Origin of the sequence: Paraflavitalea speifideaquila (assembly GCF_032395985.1) — a bacterium.
GTDB lineage: Bacteria > Bacteroidota > Bacteroidia > Chitinophagales > Chitinophagaceae > Paraflavitalea > Paraflavitalea speifideaquila.
In genome coordinates this window covers 7,977,477-7,998,232 of sequence record NZ_CP135920.1, presented here as the reverse complement: position 1 = coordinate 7,998,232, position 20,756 = coordinate 7,977,477, and the positions used below count along the sequence as shown (strand labels likewise).

The window sequence follows — 20,756 nt, the reverse complement described above, 5'->3', positions numbered from 1 at the left end:
TGCTGGACAAAGGGATAGAATGGCTGAAGTATGAGTTTATTGAGCACAATGAAAAAGCTGCACAATTGCCATGCAATGGGAAAAGCTATCGGTGCCCATCAAGGTAGAAGTGGATGTTTACAATATTGTGGTGAACAGGGTTCGTGAACAGGTAATAGGGGCCAAGGGTTTTCTAACTGATAACCTGATCCAGGCTTCACGGTATTGCTTTAACAAGAATATTAACCTGGAAGAAGCTGTTGGCTGGGCGCGGCGGGTTGTCACCGGTTGGCCATTTGGCCTGCGCCAATATGTAGGACTAAGTAACCTGGCCATGGGGTATGAAAAACTGAACCGCCTTTCCCAGGCCGATTCGGTGATGAATGAGGCCGTGAAGCTGGCCAGTGCCAACCAGTTTACAGCGTATGGCAGGCAGCTGTTGGCACAAAAGCGTAAGGATAGGGGTATGGAAATAATGGTGGCAGCCCAAGCTAAGTTTGGTGATGTGTTTGCCGTCAACAATGGGTTGGCGTATGCTTACTCGGCCAAAGGGGATTATACAAAAGCCCTTGAATTTGCCAATAAGGCCTTGCAGCAGGCGCCGGCTCCGCAGATGAAGGCGGCTATCAATGCCAACGTAGAGAAACTCAAAGCAGGAAAAGATATTAATCAATAAATATTTCGGCTGACCTATACTGGAAAACTTTGGCTATGAGGTGCCTGTTAAAAACATCCGCTTTAATCAACATCAGTATAAAGAAAAGCGATGGACGGTATTCCCCACTATTCATATTGGATATAAGCTGTAAGTGACAGTTGGTTATACAATAGCTGTTCCGGAAGGGCAACCCATCGAGGGGCCCTTCGGCAGCTTTGGTAAAAAGCAAGATTTTCCGAAGTTGCTTTCCAGGTTCACCAGGCCTCCGGCTGAAATATGTATAGCAGAACTTCGTCATTCAAGGGTATTGACAGCTTGTTTTGATCGATTCTGACCGATTTTAAGTCCGAATCAAAGAGGGACTAAACAGGGACCAAAGACGGACAGGGAATCTGTTTGACCCGTTTTTGTGGCGTGTTTACTTAAGGCCTTCCCTGGTGTTAAAACATTGAATTAGCGTTTCTGGTATTGGTAAAATATACCCTTGTCAAAGGGCGTCCACCAGCAAGCTTTTGACCGGATGCCTTCAGGGCATTATTGGTCCAGGTATTACAGGTATGGAAAAGACTGTAGTTGCCGCTGGCCTCATAAAAGGCGTCATTGTTGCCATACCGCGCATCGGTAGTAATGACGATTGGATTTCCTAAAGGATCTGTTTGCAGGCTATTTTCAATAAAGGCAACGAGCCGCTGGTATTGTTCTTTGGCAATAGTCAGTTTTACACATTGTTCTCCTTCTCTTAGTTCATGGTAAAAGGTGGCATGTATTGCCGAGGAGCTTAATCCAAAAGCTGCCTTAAAGGCGGTACTGGCCTTCAGGTCGTTCCAGGTGGGCGTTTCAAGATAAAAGCCTTTGTCGCCCCAGCCCATTGCCAGGTATTTCAAGGTGGTATCGGCATTGCGGGTGTTTTTATACAGGATGCTTTGGCTCCAGTCTTTGATGTCTGTTTTCACCGGCAACACAATATCGGTATGCACGCCATTGCTTTTAAGATAAATGGTAATGGCGGGTTGGCTATTATTTTCGGCGGAGATGGTAATTCGTGAGAGGCCCCAGGCAGCACCCAGGTATAGTAACAGGAGGGCCAAAATGGTTAATAAGGTATACCCGGTATATTTAATAATTTTCTTCAAGGGGCTAAGGGGATATGGTTATATTCTTTATTCCCAAAACATGAAAAAGTAACCTCCCGCGCTATTTTTTTCTGCCTTCCGTCACAATCATTTAATCCTGTATATATAGGATTTATGTAGTTTAATGCCCCTATAGTTTTTACAACTTATTTAATTTACTGCAGGTTGCGACTTTGCTACTGCTAAAGCAAGTACCTGTTTTCTTTATGTAAAGCCTCCTGATCTAAGCCGTTAAGCGGATGCAATATTTTTGTTTTAAAACTTAACAGTATGGCAAACAAGACTAACATCGTGTTGTTGCATGGCGCCTGGGCAGCCACATAAAAAAACAGCTACCCTTTAAGAGGTAGCTGTTGTTGAGGGATACAATCGAATGAACTTATTAGAGTAACGTTATTAGTATATCGTCATACCGCTCAATTATTCCTTCATGATGCGGACTACTGTAGCTGGTCCTTCTCCATATCCGGCTAAGGTGATGAAGTAGATGCCTGCACGGTGTTTTGTGAGGTCGAGCGTGAAATAATTCCAGCCTTTTCGTAGCTGTACCTGCTTCTGCAATACCTGCTGTCCAAAGGCATTGGATACAATCACATTTTGCCGGGCATTCTCTGTAACCAGTACTTTTACAGTAACCAGACCGGTAGTTGGGTTGGGATTGGCCTTGGTTACGGTAACCAGGTTTTTCTCTCCGCACAATGACAGGCTGGTCGTTTTACTTACGGTAGTACTACAGCCATTGTTATTGCTGTAGGCATAGGTAACACTTTGTAAGCCGGGTCTTAATGTATCTATATACCAGGTTGCGCCGCTTACCCCGGGACCGGAGAATACACCACCAGGTAAGGATGCTGTTAAGGTAACCCTGCCTTCTGCCAGGCAAACGGAATTGGGCAGGTTGATCACCGGTTTCTCAAATGGTTTCACCGCCAGTTTTACTGCATTGGTATTGGTCACCCTGCCAGGGACGGATAGTGCACAACGATAGTACATGTCATTCATCGCTGCGGTAGTGAGCTGGGCCTTATTGGCGCCGTTGATATTATTCCATGTATTGTTGTCGGTGCTTTGTTGCCATTGGTAACTAATAGTGATCTGTGCGGCGGTGGTTGCTGTTGTTGTGAAGGAGGCACTTGATCCGGCACATATTGACTGATCCGTTGGCTGTTGGTTTACAGTAATGAGTGCGCCTTCTACGGTAAGGAGCCCGTGTACGAATTTAAGATCATAGTTTATCGCATCTCCATTTTTAAGTATGATCGGATAGTTGCCAGGTACACTGGCAGGTGTAGCAGTTGTTGTGATATCGGGTGCAGTAATATCCTGCACACCGTCGCTACCTATAAATCCTGCATAACTAATGGTAAATATGGGATTGCTTGCTCCGTAAATCCTTGTTTTATTATCGGCTGTTACTGTCAATTCTTTACGGTTTACCAGTAGCAGGATCTCTACGTTGGGTGCAGGATCATACGTAACATCTCCTCCCTGGCTTACTGTAATGACTACCGAGCCTGCTTTTTTGATCTTTATTTTCCATTTATTTCCATCCTGTGCATCCTGGTAAAGATCAACCGCATTATTGTTGGCTAATGAATAGGTAACTGGTAAACCCGAGCTGGCAACGGCTGTCAATTCAAAATCTTCGTCACCATAAGTACGGTTAATATCTTCTGCCGTTATCTGCTGATCCTGGTTACTGGATTCAAATGCGCCCAGGTCGGTAGTACTGGCGCTGGTGCGGGGTCTGCCGGCCAGGTCGGTAGTAATGGCTGTCAGATCCGGGGTTTGTCCTGTCATAAAATACAAAAAGCTACCTGCATTAATAGCGGGGCTACCTGTTTTCAAAGTATAATTACCTGCCGCCGGATTATTGAATAAGGGATCTTGATTTCCATCCAGGTTATTAAGGTTGATGTCTTCGGGTAGGCCTTCTATCAAACTATAGATAATGAAAGGCGTGCTGTTGTCGTCATAAGGAACAACGTTGTTGCCATAAACGATGGTATTGCGTATCTGGGTATTGGAAGAAATATTGATATAACCTCCTCCTTCCACTGCGGCATTATTACCACTAATGGTCAGGTTGGTCAATATAGGCTCGGAGATATTGGTGTTGGCCATGCCCCCTCCCTGGAATTCTGATAGGTTGTCAACAATCAGCAAGTTGGTGTAAATGGCGTTTGAGCGATCGTTGTATACACCACCACCATGATAGGCGGCTCTATTGCCTTTTACAGTGATATTGGAATATATGGGAGATGCCATATAATTGTGGATGCCTCCCCGCCCAGTTTAGTAATGGTATTTCCATTCACCAGTATATCGTTAATCCCTTCGGTATCGCCATTGCCGCCTGTAATGGTAAAGCCATCCAGCAGGGCATCTCCCACATCGCCTGAAGCAATTACCACATGGCAGGTGTTCAATTTATTTTTGTTGATGGCCAGATCTATGCCACTACCTGTAATGATATCATCATTGTCATAGTCGCCACTCAAAATACTTTTTTGAAAGGTCAGTGAAAGGTTTCTATCTGATAAAGTAGCTTCGGTGCCGCCAAATCCTCCATATAACTTTACATTTTTTACCAGCAGGAAGGCGTTGTTCAGGCTGTCGACTTTACCAAAGTTATCGTCGGCAGGACTGTAGTGGGGATTATAGGTTCCCCCAGCTACCCATATCTGCAGGGGATCGGCTGAGGTCCAATTGGCCTCTTTTGATTTGGCCCAGCGAAGGGCATCGGCCAGTTCACTCATCGCGCTGGTCCAGCTACTACCATCACCGGGTGTTGGGTTGTTCTTATTAACATATAAAATGCCATTTGCAGGCGTTATATTCTTTACGTTCATCACATAATTCCCGATGGGCGGTGAGGTACAGCCATTGCTGTTAATTTCTACATGCACTTTATCATTATTGGCAGGGAAATAAGTAAAGGTATTTTCAAAGGAAGACTGGGTGGTAACTCCGTTCACTTTAAATGTGTACTCAGGGAAACCGGCTGTTGCCGTAAATGTTACCGGCTGTCCTGCAATGAGCTGTCCGGGCTCTGACCTGGTTAGTTCTGCCGCTACAGAAGCAATCACTCCAATTTTTAAACTTCCAAGATCAGTATGGTGGGTAGCCGCACCGCCATTGTCGCCAAATGTAAAATACCGGTTGGGTAATGTTGTTGCAGGAAGGGCTACCCCTACCGGGGCCTGATCGGGTTCATCTTGTCTGATCCCTGCAAAAAAAAACTGCATTCGCCTCCAGGGGCGCCGGGAAATAAAAAGGCAATTGAATGGTAGTATTCAAATCGCTGGCTGTAGCATAGAAGGGTTCTGAATCTGCAATGATATTGCCAAGTTCATCGAGCAATACGCCGGTGATGGATTTTCCGATATTGGAACTATTATTCGACAGGTGTACGGTAACACCGGTTAATTGTAATGGAATACCAGGGGCTACGTACCGGGCGCTTACAATACCAGTGGAGGAGCCAAAGCCAAATTCATCGTAAATAGCTTCTGTGCTGGTATAGCCATAATTATTACAGGTTATTTCCTGGTTGGCCTGCTTCGTATTGTTGCTGTTGTCATCGTCGTCGGGCAATTTCACTTCAATAGTTTGTGAAGCGGTAGCAATTATAGAGGATGTAAAACTTACGGTAGTACTGCTGCCGGCGGCCAGAAAGGGAATGGTCTGTGTAAGGGTTTCTGCATTGGGGCCCGTAACGGTAAGCTCAACCAATACATCGGCCTGATCCAGGGTTCCAATATTGGTAATGGTAGTAGTAACAGGGTTTTGGTCGGACCATAACCTGCTCATGGTTCCCAGCTCCGGCGTTACATCCGTTACTTCAACATCATTTGGATTTATATTGGCTGGGGCGGCCATCCGCTTACCGGACTTAGCTACCGTGGTATTGTCTTTTGCGGCAGGGGTTAAGGCTGCGGGCGCTTTATTGGATGATAGGGCAATGCTACTGTAAGCCGTACAGGTTGCAATCATCGAAATAGCGGTAACAAAAGTTTTAACCTTGTTATTTGTAAATCGCGATAAAATGGAAGCAGGTACAGTTTTTATCATGGGAAAAGGATTAGGGCCCCGGCCTTTAGGCATGACGGGGACATTGTAAAGGGTAACGGAATCTGCCATCCCTATATTGTTCCTAAAAATGGAATCAACACAAAAGCCAATTGCCTATTTCCGGAAGCATTGATACTGACACTATTTCCAATTCGGGGAATGAAGAATTATTGTGTAATAGACATGCGTAATAATAAAAAAACCATTGCCAGGTAATGCTTCATGGGCGGGATAACTGAAAAAGGGGCAGTTGGATTGGTAAACTTGTCAAAGTAAGTTAAATTTCAATGTGTTGCCCGGGCCACCGCAATTGATCTTGCCACAGAACATTACTGAAATTACTTTGTCCGGGGATACCCTTATTTTAAAGCCTGACAGGATAGAAGGCGGGGCTGAAAAATATGATCACCCCTATACCTTAATTTTTCATAAGCAGACCGGTATTTACCGGCCTTTCTGCTTTATAATCCTATAGACTTCTTTAGATAGGCTGCACTGATCCACTTTACGTTCCGCTCGCTACTGAAGAAGAAGTACCTGGCATCGGGCGAGAAATAAGGGCAAAAGTCGCGGGTATTGGTATTGATCTTGTTATCGAAATGAACAGCGGGTTGCCAGGTTTGATCGCTGGCTGCTTTGGCATAATAAAGATCAGCACGACCGAATCCATCCTCCCGGTTAGAGGAGGCGAATATGAGCAGGTCTTCCCGGGCAGTAATAAATGGGTCAAATTCTGCGTGGGATGTATTGATGGCAGGCCCCAGGTTGGTGGGGGCAGTATACTGTGTATTTACTAACCGGCTTACATAAACATCTTCTTCACCAAAGCCACCTGGCCGGGAGGATGCGAAATACAGGTTGCCATTGGCGGCAAAAGAAATATAGAATTCGTTGCTGTCGGTATTGATGGCCTCCAGGCGTTGGGGGCAGACCAGTTGTTATTGGCTAAAGGGGTGGCCACCCAAATGTCGAAGTCGAACAGTGTATCGGATACGTTTTTAGGTCTATCGGAAATAAAGTAGAATTTACCATCCGGGGCAAATACGGGGTCGGCATCGGAGTAGCCATTGGCCCCCAGGCTTATGGGTACTGGTTCTGTCCAGTTGGTATCATTATAATGGGAAACATGAATAATTGTTTTATGATTGATGTTCCTGGTAAAGTAATACGACTTGCCATCAGGTGAAAAGGCAGCATTGAAGTCGAATGAGTCTTTAGAAACCAGGTTGGGTAAAAAGGTAAGGGCAGTGGAGTCAGGAAGGGGTTGGGGGTAAGGGATACCACTCGTGGGTTGCTTGGTTGCCGGGTCGGTGGCACAGGAGAAAAAGAAGGCGCTAAGCAGGGTACAGAGAGTTACAATAACTAACAGTGTTGGTTGTATGGATTTCATCTGCATAGAATTGGCTGGTTATTAATGGAAGGGTAGGCGGGGTTTCCTAAATTCCCATTTATTTCCTGATCCCAGGGGAAATTTGACAGGCGGGTGGTAATGGCCGTTAAAACAAGGTTTAAGGGGTTAGGCGGCAGTAACATGGCCTGGTTGCTATACCAGGCCATGTTGGGGCAGATGGGGGCTTTTACGTTACGCTATGAGGTTGTCGAGGGCGCCAAAAGCGTGGTCGATCACGATCTTCCAGGTACTATCGGGTTGTTGCTTCATTACCTCAATGCCTTTGGCGCTCACTTTAACTTCCTTACCATCGGTGATATTCCATTCGGAGCGGCCAACGGCCAGGTTGCCGGTTTGAAGGCAATACACGGTTTTGATCTCCATGGTTCCTTTGATGGCTAAAATGGCCTTGATGGCTTCTTCAAATTGTTCTCTTCCGGAAACCGGTTTGTCGGGTTCGAGTACAATAATGCCAGTAACATCATACATGTTCATAACGGTGGCTACATTGCCTGTATTAAAGGCGGCTGCCAGTGTTGCGTGTGCATCTTCGGCTCTTGTAGGTAGATTCATTGTAGTTGACTTTATTGGTGGTTAAATAATACTATTTCAGGAAAACAGGGAGAGAGGTTATTGGTGGTGCGGGTGGCTTGTGCCAGTGCGCCTACCTGGTCATAAACTTTATTAAACAAGAAGGGGCCCATGCTTACGCGTTTTACGCCCCAATTGTTCAGGGTGTCAAAGCCGGGTAAGTCGGGAATACTCATAATGTTCAGGGGTAGATGGGTATGGCTTACCACTGTTTTGATGTCTGTTTCTTCGGCAATACAGGGTAGGAAGATGCCATGGGCGCCGGTAGTTTCATACAACTTCAACCTTTGCAGGGTTTCCTGAAGTTTGTTCTCCACATTGAGGATAAATGTATCGCAGCGGATATTGATAAAAAGGTTCACATGTTGGGTGGCTAGTTGATTGCTCAGGTAGTCGATGGTGCGGGCAAATGTATTGGCATTCTTTAGTGAGCGCCCTGTTTTAAGCAGGGTCGAATCTTCTATATTGATTCCTACCACGCCAAGATCAATAAGCTGTTGAATATTGGTATAAATGGCTTCGTCGGATGCAGCATAACCCATTTCGATATCTACAGATACTGGGATGGTAACGGAGCTTAGGATCCTTTTAATGATAAAGAGGTAATCGGCAAAGGGCATATCTTCTCCGTCGGCATAACCCAGGCTATTGGCAACAGCGGCGCTGGAGGTTGCTATGGCAGGGTAATGATTATCCTGTAGCCACCGGGCGCTTGCAGGGTTCCAGGCATTGGGCAATACAAAAAGGTTGGGTGTGTGGTGCAGGTTATTGAAATGATCAAATAAAGAAGGCATGGTTATTTGTTTACTGAACGATGATTGATATTATCAGTAACAAAATTATAATGGAGGATACTACCGGAATTGTATAAAACGGAACAGCTTAATTAGTAGCAAGTGCTAAGGTAACAGGTGAACGCTCGATAGAATAACCGGAAGGTGTATAACCAGTAAAAGATTTGAATTCGCGGATAAAATGGGACTGGTCGAAGTAACCACTATCGTAAGCAATGGAGGTGAGTGAGGTATCGTTTTGGGTTATGAGTTGCAGGCTGCGCTGAAAACGGTTGATCTTACTGTATAGTTTAGGAGTAAGGCCGGTATATTGTAAAAACAGTTTTTGCAGGTAGCGGGAGGTGATGCCGTAGCGGGAGGCGACATTCTCCAGGTTATCAAAGAAGTCGGGCTGCTTTAATTCATTCATGATATCGTTTACTACTGCCAGCTTATTGAGTTTCTTTTCTGTGAGGGACAGCTTGTGTAGTAAAAAGGCTTCTACCAGTTCAATGCGTTTGTTCCAGGCCGGAATTTCCAACAGGGTGGCATGGAGGGTATTCACTGCTTTGTCGGCAACATCAGCAAAGCTTACTACCTGGTTGGTAAACAGGTCGGCTTTTTCATTCATGAAGCAGGCAGCGGCATGGGGATATAGGCGGATGCCCAGCATGGTATTTTTGCCGATGGACTTAATGGCCAGGGGGCGAACAATTTGGCCCCATAATTCAATAGGCGGAGTGGTAATGTAATGATCGTCCACGGCGGTTTGCCAATGGCCTTCGCCCAGGTTAAAGATGATCTCCATATTGCCGCTGGGGAAAACGGTATCTTCAAACGCTACGGATGAATTGGATTCATAGATGTAGTAGCATTTGACATACTGATTTAAAGACTGGCCTGGTTTGATCTCTCTATAGTGCATATCTATTTATTAAAGATACGAAGGGGGACGGATTTTGCTAATGCTTGTACCTGCACCAGGGTGAGCCGCCCCTTAGAGAGCGACCCACCCTAATACAGCCTGCTTTAGGCTACTGTTTAAGCCTGTAGCCGGAGGCTACAAAATAGCCTCATCCGCCATACGGCGGGAAGGCGAGCGAGTGCTAGGAAAATCGATATTCAAAAGAGGTGACACCTTTCCCTTGCGTAGAAAACGAAAGGTGTCACCTCTTTCGACTGCTCTTCGACAGGCCCCCTACGTCAACAATAGGTAAAATTAGGAACGGCCTGTTGCCGGGAATTGTATAAAACGGAACTGATTGTTAAATTGTAACTTTGAATGCCAGGCAATTGGCGGGTGGTAGAAATCGTATTGCAATGAATGACAGCAGGTACATATTGTTTTTCTCGGCATTTTGGGGGCCTTTAATGGCCTTATCCTGGGCATCTATTTGCTATTCATGACTAAGAAAAAGTCGCTACCCAATCTCTTTTTGGGTTGTTTATTGTTGGTGCTGAGCATCCGCATCGGGAAATCAGTATTTGTATACTTTAATCCTTCGCTGGCGCGGATCTACTTGCAGGTGGGGCTTTCGGGCTGCTTTTTCATTGGCCCCATGCTCTTTTTATGTTCGTTCGTCGCTGGGACGAATAACTACGATGCCGGTTGCCTGGAAGTGGCAGTTGCTGGGCTTATTGGTCCTTATTGCAGGGGTGGGGATCATGTACCCGTATGCTGATTATCCCCAATTGTGGAATCGTTATTTCATAAAGGTTATTTATGGGGTATGGTTTATTTATGTGGGGGCTGCAGTAATAGCCGTTAAGGGGCCGCTTACAAAACTGTTTGGCAGGCATGCCGGGGTGCAGGGTAGCTTATCACGGACTGAAAAATGGGTATTGACGATTGTAGGGGCCAATATCGTGATCTTCGCTTCTTTTTCCTGGCGATGGTGATGACGCGGGGCGGCAATATGTATTTCAGTGGCTCGCTCATCTTTTCTTTCAGTCTTTATGCCATTATTTTTGTGTTGCTGTACCGTAAAAAGCCGCAGGAGTTATTCGATTCCACCACGGCTGCGGTCAAATACCCCCATAAAAAGTAAGCGATGACAGTGCGGCTGTATTGCTAAGCAAGTTGGAGCAGGTGATGGTGGAAAAAGAAATGTTTAAAAACCCTGGCCTGACGTTGAGTGAGCTGGCCAAAGCGATCAACATATCAAGTCATCAATTATCGCAGGTATTGAATGATAACCTGGGTAAAAATTTTACTTCCTATATCAACGAATACAGGATCAACAGAGCCTGTTTGATGATCGCTGCCAACCATCCTTTTTCGCTGGAGGCGATCGGTTATGAGGTTGGTTTCAATTCCAAATCCACTTTTATACTTCTTTCAAAAAATTAAAGGCTACAACGCCCGCGCTTTACAAGGAAAACCTGGAGAAAACAGGATATTCGTAAATGCATCATTATCAATGCTATGCAGTTTTCCAGTAAGGTTGAACGTCCGGATTTATAAATCCGGACATCCGGAATAAAAGAGCCGGACGGGCTGTGGCTGTGGGCTTTCTACATTTAGGTACTTGCCTGCAAAAGGGCAAGCTAACTGAATTGTATGCGTAGTGTATGCTTATTGGCCTGCTTACTATTAGTGAGCACTTTTTCTATACAAGCCCAGGTGATGGTGAAGGGGAGGGTGATTGACGGCAGCAGTCAAAAGGTGTTGGCTATGTCAATGTATCGTTATTGGCCCTTCCGGATTCTTCTCTTGTACAAGGGGTGCAGGCGGACTCGGCTGGTAATTTTGGTCTTACGGTGAATAGAGCGGGCCGGTTTATGGCGGTATTTACTTCGCTGGAATACGGTTCGCAAAGACGGGAATTGTTGGTGAGCAGTTTGGCTCAGGGGCCATTGACCTGGGGCGTATTGCCTTGATGCGGGAGCAAAAGTTGCTGGAAGCGGTGGTGGTAAGTGGAGAAAAGCGGGCTATCCAATTCCGGGATGATCGGACGGTATTGCGGGTAGCGGGCAATAGTTTTTTTAAAACTTCTTCCAATGTAATGGATATTCTGACGAAGGCGCCGGGAATGACGGTGAATCCGGATGGCACGTTGCTAATGTCGGGTAGAAATACGCCGGTTATTTTTATTAATGGGAAGCCTACGGCCATGAGTGCTGAGGAGCAGCAAACTTACCTCAATGGGCTATCGCCGGAACTAATTGAATCAATAGAGCTTATCAGCAACCCCTCTTCCCGGTATGATGGTCAGTACAAGGCGATCATTGATATCAAGCTTAAAAACGAGGGGTTGGGCTGGAAAGGAACGATCAACAGCAACTTGCGGCAAAGCATGTATACGTATGCTGATAATTCATTAAACCTGACGCTGGGCACCAGGAAGCTTACGTATGGCCTTAGGGCCGGTTATATAGGTGGCAGGAGCCCGCATTTGTACCAGGCATTGCAACAATTGGCCAATACGAACTGGATGGCTACCCGTACGCTGAACAGGACGACTCTAAATGATTTGAATGTGCAATTGAGTGTTGATTATCTAATCAGGAAAGATCAGGCTATCGGCCTTTCCTGGAAGATGTATGATTCGGACCGGGACCGCCGGAGTGTGAATACGCTGGATTTTTCGGATTCCACGCGGCAACGCCAGTTGATGGCCACGCAAAACATTACGTTGGCCGATCCTTCGCAGCGTAACAATGCCATTAACCTAAGTTATGACGGGGTGTGGGGAAGAACCGTTTAAATGTGTTTAGCAATATTACACAAACGAAAAACCGGCAGGGGGAGGATATTCAAAACAGGAACCAGCTAACCGGTGAATTGATCAATTATTGGAAAACGACGATGAAAAATGATATCCTGCTGCGGACGGTACAGGTGGATTATAGCAGGGACCTTTCCAGGGAACCCTGGAGGCAGGGGCTAAGTTTGCCTTTATCACTACGGATAATGACTTGAAATACGATACGCTTAGCAAGGACAATCTATTTGTGCGGGATGCAGGGCGCACCAACCGCTTTTTGTATGATGAGTACATCAGCGCAGGGTATGCGGTGTACAGTTATAAAGTTAAAAAAATGAGTTTCCGTCTTAGTGTACGGTTGGAACATACGTATACAGAAGCCAATGCTTTTACGCAGGAACCCAATAAGAAAAGGAATTATTTTACCTGGCTTCCAGGCGCTAATTTTTCTTATGCCCTTGGTGCGCAGCAACAGGTTAATGTTTCATTTACCCGGCGGATGACCAGGCCTGGGTTTGCACAGCTTAATCCATTCCGGTTTTACCTAAGTCCGCTTAACTATTGGGTGGGCAATCCTTACCTGCTGCCTTCTGTAACCAGTGTACTCAATTTGTCTTATACGCATAAGAATTTCAATATTGGTATAAGCCTGGGTAAAGAAGAGGATGTGATGACACGGTACCCGGAGTATAACGGTGTAACGAATGAGCTGTTGTACCTGGGGGCAACCTGCCGTATAACAATTTTGCGAATGTCGAAGCGGGATACACGATCACGCTTGCCAAATGGTGGAAGGTGATTCAAAATGCAGGTATCTATTATAATATGACGCTTACGCCTTATCATGGTAAGAATTACTCGATTGATATTGTTGATCTTTCGCTTAGTGGCAGTCATGTATTTACGCTGCCACATGGTTTTACTACTGATCTATCGTATCAGTATAAATCGAAAACGGGGAATGGGTTGTATTTTATCAGACCCATCGGGTCATTGGATTGGGGTTTGCAGAAAAGCTGGTTGCAAGGTAAGTTGAACACCAGGTTTAACTTTTTATGATATGCTTAATACGAATATTGTGCGGTATGTGTTCCGGGAGAAGCAGCTCATTAATAACCGGCTCTCGCATCGCAATTGGATGCAGCGGGTGAACCTGGCCCTTAGTTATACGTTTGGCAAGGCCCGTCAAAAGGCACGGCAAAACAGGACTACGGAGGAGGAAGGGAGGTTGTGATAGAGTCCGGAAGTCCGTTAGTCGGAAAGTCCGGAAGAAAAACCTTTCGGTCGGGTGACAAGCGACAAGTTCCTTTGACAGTCCTTCGTAAGACTGACTTTGTGAGGTTGCAGCTGAAGTAAGTGACAGGATTACTCAAATGCCCCCTTTATTTGTCGTACCAGCACCCGCCGGGTATGGGCAAGCTTGTTTATTTTTAGGATCAACATTCAATAACCGTTGATAGCTTATGGAACAATTACTAAAAGATAAGGTGGCTGTTATTTATGGGGCTGGCCCTATAGGAAGTACGCTTGCTAAGGCATTTGCACGTGAAGGAGCTATGGTATACATTGGCGCCCGTACACAAAACCGTTCGAGGAAACTGGCGGACGATATTATCCAGGCGGGGGACAAGCAGAGGTGGGAGAAGTAGATGTATTGGATAAAGATTCGGTTAATGCTTTTGTTGACGGTGTGGTAGCCAAATCAGGGCGCATTGATATTTCATTCTGTGTTACAAACGTAAAGGGTGGTAAGCAAGGGGCTGCTTTATCGGAAATAAGCTGGGACGATTTTACGCTTCCTATCACGCATTATACCAAGGCGCAATTTATGACAGCCACGGCGGCAGGGCGGCATATGGTGAAGCAGGAGGCGGGTGTTATTATGATGATAACGGCTATACCCAGCCATATTCCTATACCCTACACTACGGGTTTTGGACCTGCCTGGGCGGCTATTGAAGCGCTTTCCAAAACACTGGCTGCCGAGCTGGGGCCGCATGGGGTACGCACCATTTACCTGCATTCGGCAGGATCGCCGGAATCGCAGGAAAGTATTGACCATACGTTTAAACAAGATGCGCTTACAGAGCAACGCATGAAGGAATGGAAGTTTGTGCACAGGAGCTTGCTGGGTAAATTCCCCACGCTTGAGCAGGTGGGTAATATGGCAGCTTTTATGGCTTCGGATAAGGCCGGTGTTACTACGGGTACCAGCGCCAATTTAACGGGCGGCATGGTCAATGATTAATTCCACCCGCTTCTACTATACGAGGGCTGTTCCTGCAAAGGGGCAGCCCTTATTTTTGGGGCCTTTTTCAACGATGCTTTTTGCCTGCCTGCCGATTGGCCCGGACGCCCGATATAGGACTGGCCTAGTTTTGAGGGGCAAAATACACGGACTAACCTTAACAGTTTATGAATACCCACAAACAAATTTTTCAAACGGGCTCCAAGTGGCGGTGGAGAACTTTTCAATGGACGGGCAGGCTGGTGATCTTTATACTGGTCATGATGGTGCCCATTGTGATCATTACCCTGGCGCGGGGATCTAAGCCGGGCCTGCCGGCATTGGTGAATGAAGCAGACAGGCTACACCGCCTGGCCAACCCGGTTACTCCTGCCGGGCTCAATAAGCGGGAAATAAGGAAATACAAAGGGTTTGATGCCTTCCTGCGGGCGAAGCAAAAAATGAGCAGCTGAAAAATAGTGTTCCCACTGTTACTGCGGGCGGACAGGTACGGGCGGCTTTTTATGTAGACTGGGACCCGCAGTCGTTCTTTTCATTGCAACAACACCTGGACAAGGTCAATATGGTGATACCGGAATGGTTTTTATAGATCCCGCTACGGATACCTTGCGTACAGAAATTGATATGAATGCGTTGCAATTGATGAAGCAAAAGCATGTGCGGATAGTACCACTGATCAATAATACGAATGAAAGTCTGGGAGAAGGGGAGTTTGATGGCAATATGATGCACCGCATCTTGCACAACCCGGTAAAAGAGAAAGGCTGATCAATGATATAGTGAAATACCTTGACCAGTACGAACTACAGGGGATCAATATTGACTTTGAAGATTTTAAAGAAAAGAGTGATGCGCCCATCATCGCCTTTCAAAAGAGTTGTATGCAAGGCTGCATCCCAGAGGCTACCTGGTGTCGCAGGAGATCATGCCGCATGATGAGGACTTTAACCTGAAGGTGCTACAGGCCTATAATGATTATATGTTCCTGATGGCCTATGATGAGCATTATGCGTCGAGTGTACCGGGCAATATCAGCAGCCAACAGTGGATAGAAAAGGTATTGGATGAAACGGCCAGGGATGTGCCCTCTAACAAGTTGGTGCTTTGTATTGCAGGTTACGGATACGATTGGCCAACAAATATGGAAGGCGTAACGGTCACTTATCAGCAGGCGCTGGCTAATGCTAAGCAATACAATGCCACCATTGATTTTGATAACAATACCTACAATAATTATTACCGCTATACAGATGGGAATGGCTTAAGCCATGAAGTATATTTTAATGATGCGGCCTCTAACTTCAATACGATGCGTTTTGCGGATGAGTATGGTACAGCGGGTACGGCCCTGTGGCGGCTGGGTAGTGAAGATGAAAGGTTGTGGGGTTTTATGATCGCAGTCTTAAAAATAAGGACCTGCAGCAGCAGCCTTTTGATTTTAAGAGCCTGGAGTATGTGAATACACCGGTAGAAAGGCCGGACTATATTGGTGATGGGGAAGTATTGAATGTGATTACGGACCCGGCTCCCGGGAAAATAAACCTTACGGTAGACAGTATGGAAGGGCTAATTGCGGAGCAGGACTATGTGCAATTGCCTACGAAATATGTGATCAGGAAATATGGTATTGTACACAAACAGGTGGTGCTGACCTTTGATGATGGTCCTGATCCAGAATACACGCCCCAGGTATTGGATATATTAAAGAAAGAAAAGGTACCTGCCGCGTTTTTTGTAGTAGGCATGGAGGCTGAAAATAACCTGCCGCTTTTAAAACGGATCTACCGGGAAGGGCATGAGATAGGCAATCATACTTTTACGCACCCCAATATTGCGGCAGTAAGTAGTGAGCGGGCGGCTACTGAAATGGAGAGCACGCGCTTGTTGATAGAAGCGATTACGGGGCATAGTACGGTGTTGTTTAGGGCGCCCTATAATGCAGATGCGGAACCTACTACGGATGTGGAATTAAAGCCAATTTCTTTAAGCAAGCAAAAGAATTACTATACGGTAGGGGAAAGTATTGATCCCAATGATTGGGAGAAAGGGATCACGGCGGATAGTGTGTATGCCAGGGTGATTGGTGAATACGAGGCCAATCCTGCCAAAGGGATCATCTTATTGCATGATGCGGGCGGCAACCGGCAGGCTACTGTAGATGCCTTGCCCAGGATCATCCACTATTTCAAAAGTAAGGGAATACAGTTTACGACTATTGCACGTTTGTTGGGTAAGTCGAAGGAGGTGGTGATGCCAAGGGTGCACAATAACCTGGTGGAATTGAATGGGCATATTGCCAGTGTTGGGTATTGGATGGAGCATTTTTAACAGCTGCCTTTTGGGTGGCTATCCTGTTGGGCTTTTTTGAATTGGGGCGATGGCAGTAATGGCCATCTTACAAAAGATAAAGAGCAGGAAAGTACGGGGGCTGGCGCCGGATATATTGCCGGATATATTACCTGCTGTAAGCATTATTGTTCCTGCCTATAATGAAGAAGTGAATGCAGTTAAAACGATTGAGAACCTGTTGCAGCAGAATTACCCGCATTTTAATATCGTGTTTGTTGATGATGGTTCAAAGGATAGTACTTACCAGCGGGTACTGGAGGCATTTGGCGGTCATAACCAGGTAAAGGTGCTTACGAAGGCCAATGGGGGAAGGCCTCGGCGTTGAACTATGGCATTGGTGCAACAGACCGGGCTTATGTGATCTGTATTGATGCGGACACGCAATTGAAAAGGGATGCGGTAACGCAGTTGATGCAGAAGATGGTTACCGGTGCTAATGACATTGGTGCGGCGGCAGGCAATGTAAAGGTGGGCAATGAAAAGAATATGATTACGCGGTGGCAGAGTATTGAGTATACAACAGCGCAAAACTTCGACCGGCGTGCCTTTGACCTTGTTAATGGCATTACGGTGGTGCCTGGTGCCATCGGGGCTTTTAAAAAAGAAGCCATTGAACAGGCTGGCGGTTTTACCACGGATACGCTGGCCGAGGATTGTGATCTTACGATCCGGCTATTGCGCAGTGGTTACCGGGTAGTAAACTGTACAGAAGCGGTAGCTATTACGGAAGCGCCGGAAACATTCAAGCAGTTTATGAAACAACGGTTCCGGTGGAGTTATGGTATTATGCAAAGTTTTTGGAAAAACAGGGATGCCTGCTTTAATCGCCGCTACAAAGCGCTCGGTATGGTAGCATTGCCCAATATTTTATTGTTCCAGGTACTATTGCCCATATTGGCGCCGCTGGCGGATGTGATGCTTATATTAAGTTTGATCTGGAACCGGCACGATCCCGGCAGTATGCATAAGATCACCTTATATTATCTTATTTTCTTTGGGGTGGATATATTGGTGAGTATGATTGCTTTTGCTTTTGAGGGGAGAAGCCGGCCAAGCTGATCTGGCTCATTCCGCAGCGGTTTGTATACAGGCAGTTGATGTATTTTATTTTGTTTAAAGCGATCCGTAAAGCGATAAAGGGCGAAAGCCAGGGGTGGGGGTATTAAAACGTACAGGGAATGTGCGGCAATTGGCGGGTAATGGATTGGGTGCTTAATGGAGTTGGGTACTTGCAATATTGATAAGCCGCTCTTATTTTTACGGGCTTTCTATTCAACGATCGTATTTGCCTGTTCATCGAATGACCAATATTGTAAGTGCTGACCTTCCTACATTTACTTAAACGATTAAATAACAAAACATGAAAAAGTTACTTATTGCCGGCCTTATCCTGGCAGGTTTTAGTACGGCAACGTTTGCACAAACTGCACCGGCTGTCAAGAAAGAGAATCCTGCTAAACTGCAGGTAGTAAAGAAAACAAATGAGAAAAAGAAAATGCGAAGGTGGTGGCCATCGACAAGGCGGCGAAGCCTACCGCAACAGCCACTACACCCGTAGCAGCCAAGGCAGAAGAAAAGAAGCAGGCGGTGAAAGCCTCCTCGACACCAGTTACTGCTGCTACCGGGCCGCTTAAGGCAGACGGTACGCCGGACAAGCGGTACAAAGCGAACCAGGGAACAGCCGCAGGACCATTGAAAAAGATGGCACGCCCGATAAGCGGTATAAGGCCAACAAGAAGAAAAGCTAATATAGTTGTTAAGGTTACGTGTACAGTTTCCCGTTCATTCTGCAAGAGCCCTGGTTTCTAAACCGGGGCTTTTTATTTGGAGAAAAGCTACGAGCTGTGAGCAGGAAGGGTTAGAGGGTAAGCTTTGTGTTACCTGCTTCGAGGGGGAATGCATGAAGGTGTTGAGACGGGGCTTTTATAGGCGCAGGTATGGAAGATGTATCAGTATTCAAATCTTTTTACGGCGGGATGTTGCATCATATCCGCGATGAAAGCCTGGTGTTTTTGGCGTGGCCATAAGCCTGCCAGATGATGGACAATTCATTTTCGTTTTTATTTCACTGACGGTTTTGAATTTCAAGGAATGCTGGTGAAATATGAGTTCAAACTGTTTTTTGGCATCACCCGAAAAGGTGCAGTTAACGGTATAGGTTTTTGATTGGTTGAGTTTGTCGATGACGTTTTCAATACGGGGCAAAAAAAGCCAGTACGATCAGGATGAGTATGCTGGCATAAGCAGCAGGCCAATAATAACCGGCGCCGATACCCATGCCCACAGCCGCTACCGCCCAGATAGAAGCAGCGGTGGTGATGCCATTCACGCGGTTATCGCCCCTGAAGATAACACCGGCGCCCAGGAAGCCGATACCGGTTACAATATTGGAAGCTATGCGGTCGGGGCTACTGGCGGTACCAATGAGCATGGACATCATGGTAAAAAGCAGGAGCCCATGGAGATGGTGATCATGGTACGAAAGCCGGCCGACTTACTGCGGTATTCGCGTTCGGCGCCCACCAGTCCTCCCCATAATGCTGCCAATAAGAGGCGAAGTAGCATTTCATTGTTCATACTGCAAATTATTAAGGGTTGAAATAGCCTGCTTTAAAAGCTTTGGAAAAACAGTGTAATCTTTCGATACCTGCACGGCATATTGTTGTATCCATTGTACCAGGGGAAGTTCCCAGGAGCTGTCTTCGGCAAAAGCCTTTAGGTCATCGGCGGTGGCGGCGCCATATCGGCCGCTGCTGCGCAGGTGGGCAGAGGCAGTAAGCAGGGCCAGATCGCTTAGGTATTGGTCTATCAGGCCGCCTGGTTTCCAGGAATTGTCGACGGTTATCTTGTCGGCCGTGGGTTGAATGGCCCGGACGACATACCACTCGTGCTGGTGGTGAAAGGGCGACAGGAAAGCGGGTGTAACGTGTTGCATCATATCCTGTACGCGTATGATCCTTTCGGCCTCATCTTTCCAGGCGGGTTGTTGCAAATGGGAGGGGGCAATAATGGAAGAAGGCAGGGCCATCTTTATATCAATCAACCTTTTTTGTTTGGGGTTGGCTTCATTTTCCAGTAAACATACATAACGTTTTACACCAATGCTACCAGTGCCTGCGATCCTGAACCCTATATCGGCCACCCGGAAACCGGCATGGATACTATTGGCAAACCATTGCTCGAGTGACCCGGCCAAGGCGGCTTTTTCTTTTTAGGCAGTTTCAGGAGCTTGTCGTCTACTATCAGTTTGGCGTTTTGGGGTTTATTGTTGGTGCGTTTGGCCAGCAGGTCGTTTTTGGTCCTCCCGGCTACTTTATTGATCAGTTTATTGATCAAGCCGGTAGCAGTTTCTTTCTCAATATTGAGGGCTTTGTTCTTTACAAGGGCAAAGCGGTACTGTTGTAATAATTGCTGAACGAATTTCTTCTTTTCCTTATTGGGTAACTGAATGGCGGTTAAAGCCAATTCAAGTGAAACCAGTAGCCTGGAAATATCATACAATAAAGGTGCTTTTATTCCTTCGTCAAAATCATTCATATCGAAATACACCAGTTTGTTTTCGCCTTTGTAGCTACCAAAGTTTTCGAGGTGCAGGTCGCCACAGATCCAGGCAGCAGGTGAGGGCTGAAAGGGATAATTGTTGAGGAGGTCATCATAAAACAAGTGGCAGGTGCCCCTGAAAAACCGGAAGGGGCTTTCCAGCATAGCCTCGTATTTAAGGGGCAGCACCTGCTGGTCTCTGTTGGCGTTGAAGTTCTTTATGATTAATGGGATGTCTCGGCTCATTGTATTTGTAAGTTACCAAAACTCTGTTAAAGGGCCATCTTATGGGATGGATCCTTCTGGCAGGGATA

Annotated in this window: 29 protein-coding genes and 2 pseudogenes; 19 read left to right on the top strand and 12 right to left on the bottom strand. The window is 46.3% G+C overall.

What is annotated here, in order from left to right; translation table 11 throughout:
* The first annotated feature begins 70 nt into the window (after positions 1–70).
* Positions 71–655: a tetratricopeptide repeat protein gene (locus tag RS881_RS54840; protein ID WP_315818511.1), complete on the top strand. Its 585-nt coding sequence runs from the start codon at positions 71–73 to the stop codon at positions 653–655.
* A 422-nt stretch (positions 656–1,077) separates the two neighbouring features.
* Here RS881_RS54840 and RS881_RS54835 read toward each other — a convergent pair whose 3' ends face one another.
* From RS881_RS54835 to RS881_RS54800, 8 genes are all read right to left on the bottom strand, one after another.
* Positions 1,078–1,770 carry a TIGR02117 family protein gene (locus tag RS881_RS54835; protein WP_315818510.1) on the bottom strand — a complete coding sequence of 231 codons (693 nt, stop codon included), beginning with the start codon at positions 1,768–1,770 and terminating at the stop codon, positions 1,078–1,080.
* A gap of 420 nt (positions 1,771–2,190) precedes the next feature.
* Positions 2,191–4,038, bottom strand: a complete 1,848-nt coding sequence (locus RS881_RS54830) for an MBG domain-containing protein (RefSeq protein ID WP_315818509.1) — start codon at positions 4,036–4,038, stop codon at positions 2,191–2,193.
* A complete protein-coding gene (locus RS881_RS54825; RefSeq protein ID WP_315818508.1) occupies positions 4,005–5,018 on the bottom strand; it encodes a hypothetical protein in 1,014 nt (337 codons plus the stop codon). Before RS881_RS54825 ends, RS881_RS54830 begins: the two co-directional genes overlap by 34 nt.
* On the bottom strand, positions 4,984–5,844 hold the full coding sequence (locus tag RS881_RS54820) for a CARDB domain-containing protein (protein WP_315818507.1): 861 nt from the start codon (positions 5,842–5,844) through the stop codon (positions 4,984–4,986). Before RS881_RS54820 ends, RS881_RS54825 begins: the two co-directional genes overlap by 35 nt.
* A gap of 802 nt (positions 5,845–6,646) precedes the next feature.
* Entirely contained in the window at positions 6,647–7,234 is a 588-nt protein-coding gene (locus tag RS881_RS54815; protein WP_315818506.1) for a hypothetical protein, read from the bottom strand.
* A gap of 192 nt (positions 7,235–7,426) precedes the next feature.
* A complete protein-coding gene (locus RS881_RS54810) occupies positions 7,427–7,807 on the bottom strand; it encodes a YybH family protein (RefSeq protein ID WP_315818505.1) in 381 nt (126 codons plus the stop codon).
* Between the two features lie 11 nt (positions 7,808–7,818).
* Entirely contained in the window at positions 7,819–8,619 is an 801-nt protein-coding gene (locus RS881_RS54805) for an isocitrate lyase/PEP mutase family protein (RefSeq protein ID WP_315818504.1), read from the bottom strand.
* Positions 8,620–8,707: 88 nt separating this feature from the next.
* The gene (locus RS881_RS54800; RefSeq protein ID WP_315818503.1) at positions 8,708–9,523 is read right to left on the bottom strand and encodes a DUF6597 domain-containing transcriptional factor; all 816 of its coding nucleotides are present in this window, start codon (positions 9,521–9,523) and stop codon (positions 8,708–8,710) included.
* A gap of 560 nt (positions 9,524–10,083) precedes the next feature.
* On the opposite strand from RS881_RS54800, the gene RS881_RS54795 reads away from it, so the two are divergent.
* The 18 genes and pseudogenes from RS881_RS54795 (at position 10,084) to RS881_RS54710 (ending at position 18,711) form a co-directional block, all read left to right on the top strand.
* Positions 10,084–10,497, top strand: coding sequence for a hypothetical protein (locus RS881_RS54795; protein WP_315818502.1), 414 nt, complete (start codon positions 10,084–10,086; stop codon positions 10,495–10,497).
* Positions 10,491–10,646, top strand: coding sequence for a hypothetical protein (locus RS881_RS54790; RefSeq protein ID WP_315818501.1), 156 nt, complete (start codon positions 10,491–10,493; stop codon positions 10,644–10,646). The genes RS881_RS54795 and RS881_RS54790 overlap by 7 nt, the downstream gene beginning before the upstream one ends.
* A gap of 20 nt (positions 10,647–10,666) precedes the next feature.
* On the top strand, positions 10,667–10,948 hold the full coding sequence (locus tag RS881_RS54785; RefSeq protein ID WP_315818500.1) for a helix-turn-helix domain-containing protein: 282 nt from the start codon (positions 10,667–10,669) through the stop codon (positions 10,946–10,948).
* A 341-nt stretch (positions 10,949–11,289) separates the two neighbouring features.
* Positions 11,290–11,478, top strand: coding sequence for a hypothetical protein (locus tag RS881_RS54780; RefSeq protein WP_315818499.1), 189 nt, complete (start codon positions 11,290–11,292; stop codon positions 11,476–11,478).
* The gene (locus tag RS881_RS54775; RefSeq protein ID WP_315824931.1) at positions 11,478–12,305 is read left to right on the top strand and encodes a TonB-dependent receptor plug domain-containing protein; all 828 of its coding nucleotides are present in this window, start codon (positions 11,478–11,480) and stop codon (positions 12,303–12,305) included. Before RS881_RS54780 ends, RS881_RS54775 begins: the two co-directional genes overlap by 1 nt.
* On the top strand, positions 12,287–12,520 hold the full coding sequence (locus RS881_RS54770; RefSeq protein ID WP_315818498.1) for a hypothetical protein: 234 nt from the start codon (positions 12,287–12,289) through the stop codon (positions 12,518–12,520). The genes RS881_RS54775 and RS881_RS54770 overlap by 19 nt, the downstream gene beginning before the upstream one ends.
* Entirely contained in the window at positions 12,517–13,104 is a 588-nt protein-coding gene (locus RS881_RS54765; RefSeq protein ID WP_315818497.1) for a TonB-dependent receptor domain-containing protein, read from the top strand. The genes RS881_RS54770 and RS881_RS54765 overlap by 4 nt, the downstream gene beginning before the upstream one ends.
* Entirely contained in the window at positions 13,035–13,364 is a 330-nt protein-coding gene (locus RS881_RS54760; RefSeq protein WP_315824930.1) for an outer membrane beta-barrel protein, read from the top strand. The genes RS881_RS54765 and RS881_RS54760 overlap by 70 nt, the downstream gene beginning before the upstream one ends.
* A 1-nt stretch (position 13,365) precedes the next feature.
* Positions 13,366–13,539, top strand: coding sequence for a hypothetical protein (locus RS881_RS54755; protein WP_315818496.1), 174 nt, complete (start codon positions 13,366–13,368; stop codon positions 13,537–13,539).
* Between the two features lie 229 nt (positions 13,540–13,768).
* The gene (locus tag RS881_RS54750) at positions 13,769–13,954 is read left to right on the top strand and encodes an NAD(P)-binding domain-containing protein (RefSeq protein WP_315818495.1); all 186 of its coding nucleotides are present in this window, start codon (positions 13,769–13,771) and stop codon (positions 13,952–13,954) included.
* Positions 13,942–14,553, top strand: coding sequence for an SDR family NAD(P)-dependent oxidoreductase (locus RS881_RS54745; RefSeq protein ID WP_315818494.1), 612 nt, complete (start codon positions 13,942–13,944; stop codon positions 14,551–14,553). Before RS881_RS54750 ends, RS881_RS54745 begins: the two co-directional genes overlap by 13 nt.
* 167 nt (positions 14,554–14,720) lie before the next feature.
* Positions 14,721–15,005, top strand: a complete 285-nt coding sequence (locus RS881_RS54740; protein WP_315818493.1) for a hypothetical protein — start codon at positions 14,721–14,723, stop codon at positions 15,003–15,005.
* A gap of 124 nt (positions 15,006–15,129) precedes the next feature.
* On the top strand, positions 15,130–15,321 hold the full coding sequence (locus tag RS881_RS54735) for a hypothetical protein (protein ID WP_315818492.1): 192 nt from the start codon (positions 15,130–15,132) through the stop codon (positions 15,319–15,321).
* A 109-nt stretch (positions 15,322–15,430) separates the two neighbouring features.
* Positions 15,431–16,012: a glycosyl hydrolase family 18 protein gene (locus RS881_RS54730; RefSeq protein WP_315818491.1), complete on the top strand. Its 582-nt coding sequence runs from the start codon at positions 15,431–15,433 to the stop codon at positions 16,010–16,012.
* Positions 15,934–16,881 carry a polysaccharide deacetylase family protein gene (locus RS881_RS54725; protein WP_315818490.1) on the top strand — a complete coding sequence of 316 codons (948 nt, stop codon included), beginning with the start codon at positions 15,934–15,936 and terminating at the stop codon, positions 16,879–16,881. The genes RS881_RS54730 and RS881_RS54725 overlap by 79 nt, the downstream gene beginning before the upstream one ends.
* Positions 16,882–16,930: 49 nt before the next feature.
* A pseudogene (locus RS881_RS54720) lies at positions 16,931–17,961 on the top strand (glycosyltransferase family 2 protein).
* Between the two features lie 301 nt (positions 17,962–18,262).
* Complete coding sequence (locus tag RS881_RS54715; RefSeq protein WP_315818489.1) at positions 18,263–18,460, top strand: hypothetical protein; 198 nt, start codon at positions 18,263–18,265, stop codon at positions 18,458–18,460.
* Entirely contained in the window at positions 18,406–18,711 is a 306-nt protein-coding gene (locus RS881_RS54710; RefSeq protein ID WP_315818488.1) for a hypothetical protein, read from the top strand. The genes RS881_RS54715 and RS881_RS54710 overlap by 55 nt, the downstream gene beginning before the upstream one ends.
* 147 nt (positions 18,712–18,858) lie before the next feature.
* Here the strand turns inward: RS881_RS54710 and RS881_RS54705 are convergent, their stop codons facing one another.
* From RS881_RS54705 to RS881_RS54690, 4 genes and pseudogenes are all read right to left on the bottom strand, one after another.
* Complete coding sequence (locus tag RS881_RS54705) at positions 18,859–19,107, bottom strand: hypothetical protein (protein ID WP_315818487.1); 249 nt, start codon at positions 19,105–19,107, stop codon at positions 18,859–18,861.
* Positions 19,094–19,467: pseudogene (locus RS881_RS54700) on the bottom strand (MgtC/SapB family protein). Before RS881_RS54700 ends, RS881_RS54705 begins: the two are co-directional and overlap by 14 nt.
* Before the next feature lies 1 nt (position 19,468).
* A complete protein-coding gene (locus tag RS881_RS54695) occupies positions 19,469–20,098 on the bottom strand; it encodes a DUF2252 family protein (protein ID WP_315818486.1) in 630 nt (209 codons plus the stop codon).
* Positions 20,032–20,688, bottom strand: a complete 657-nt coding sequence (locus tag RS881_RS54690) for a DUF2252 family protein (protein WP_315818485.1) — start codon at positions 20,686–20,688, stop codon at positions 20,032–20,034. Before RS881_RS54690 ends, RS881_RS54695 begins: the two co-directional genes overlap by 67 nt.
* Positions 20,689–20,756: the final 68 nt, after the last annotated feature.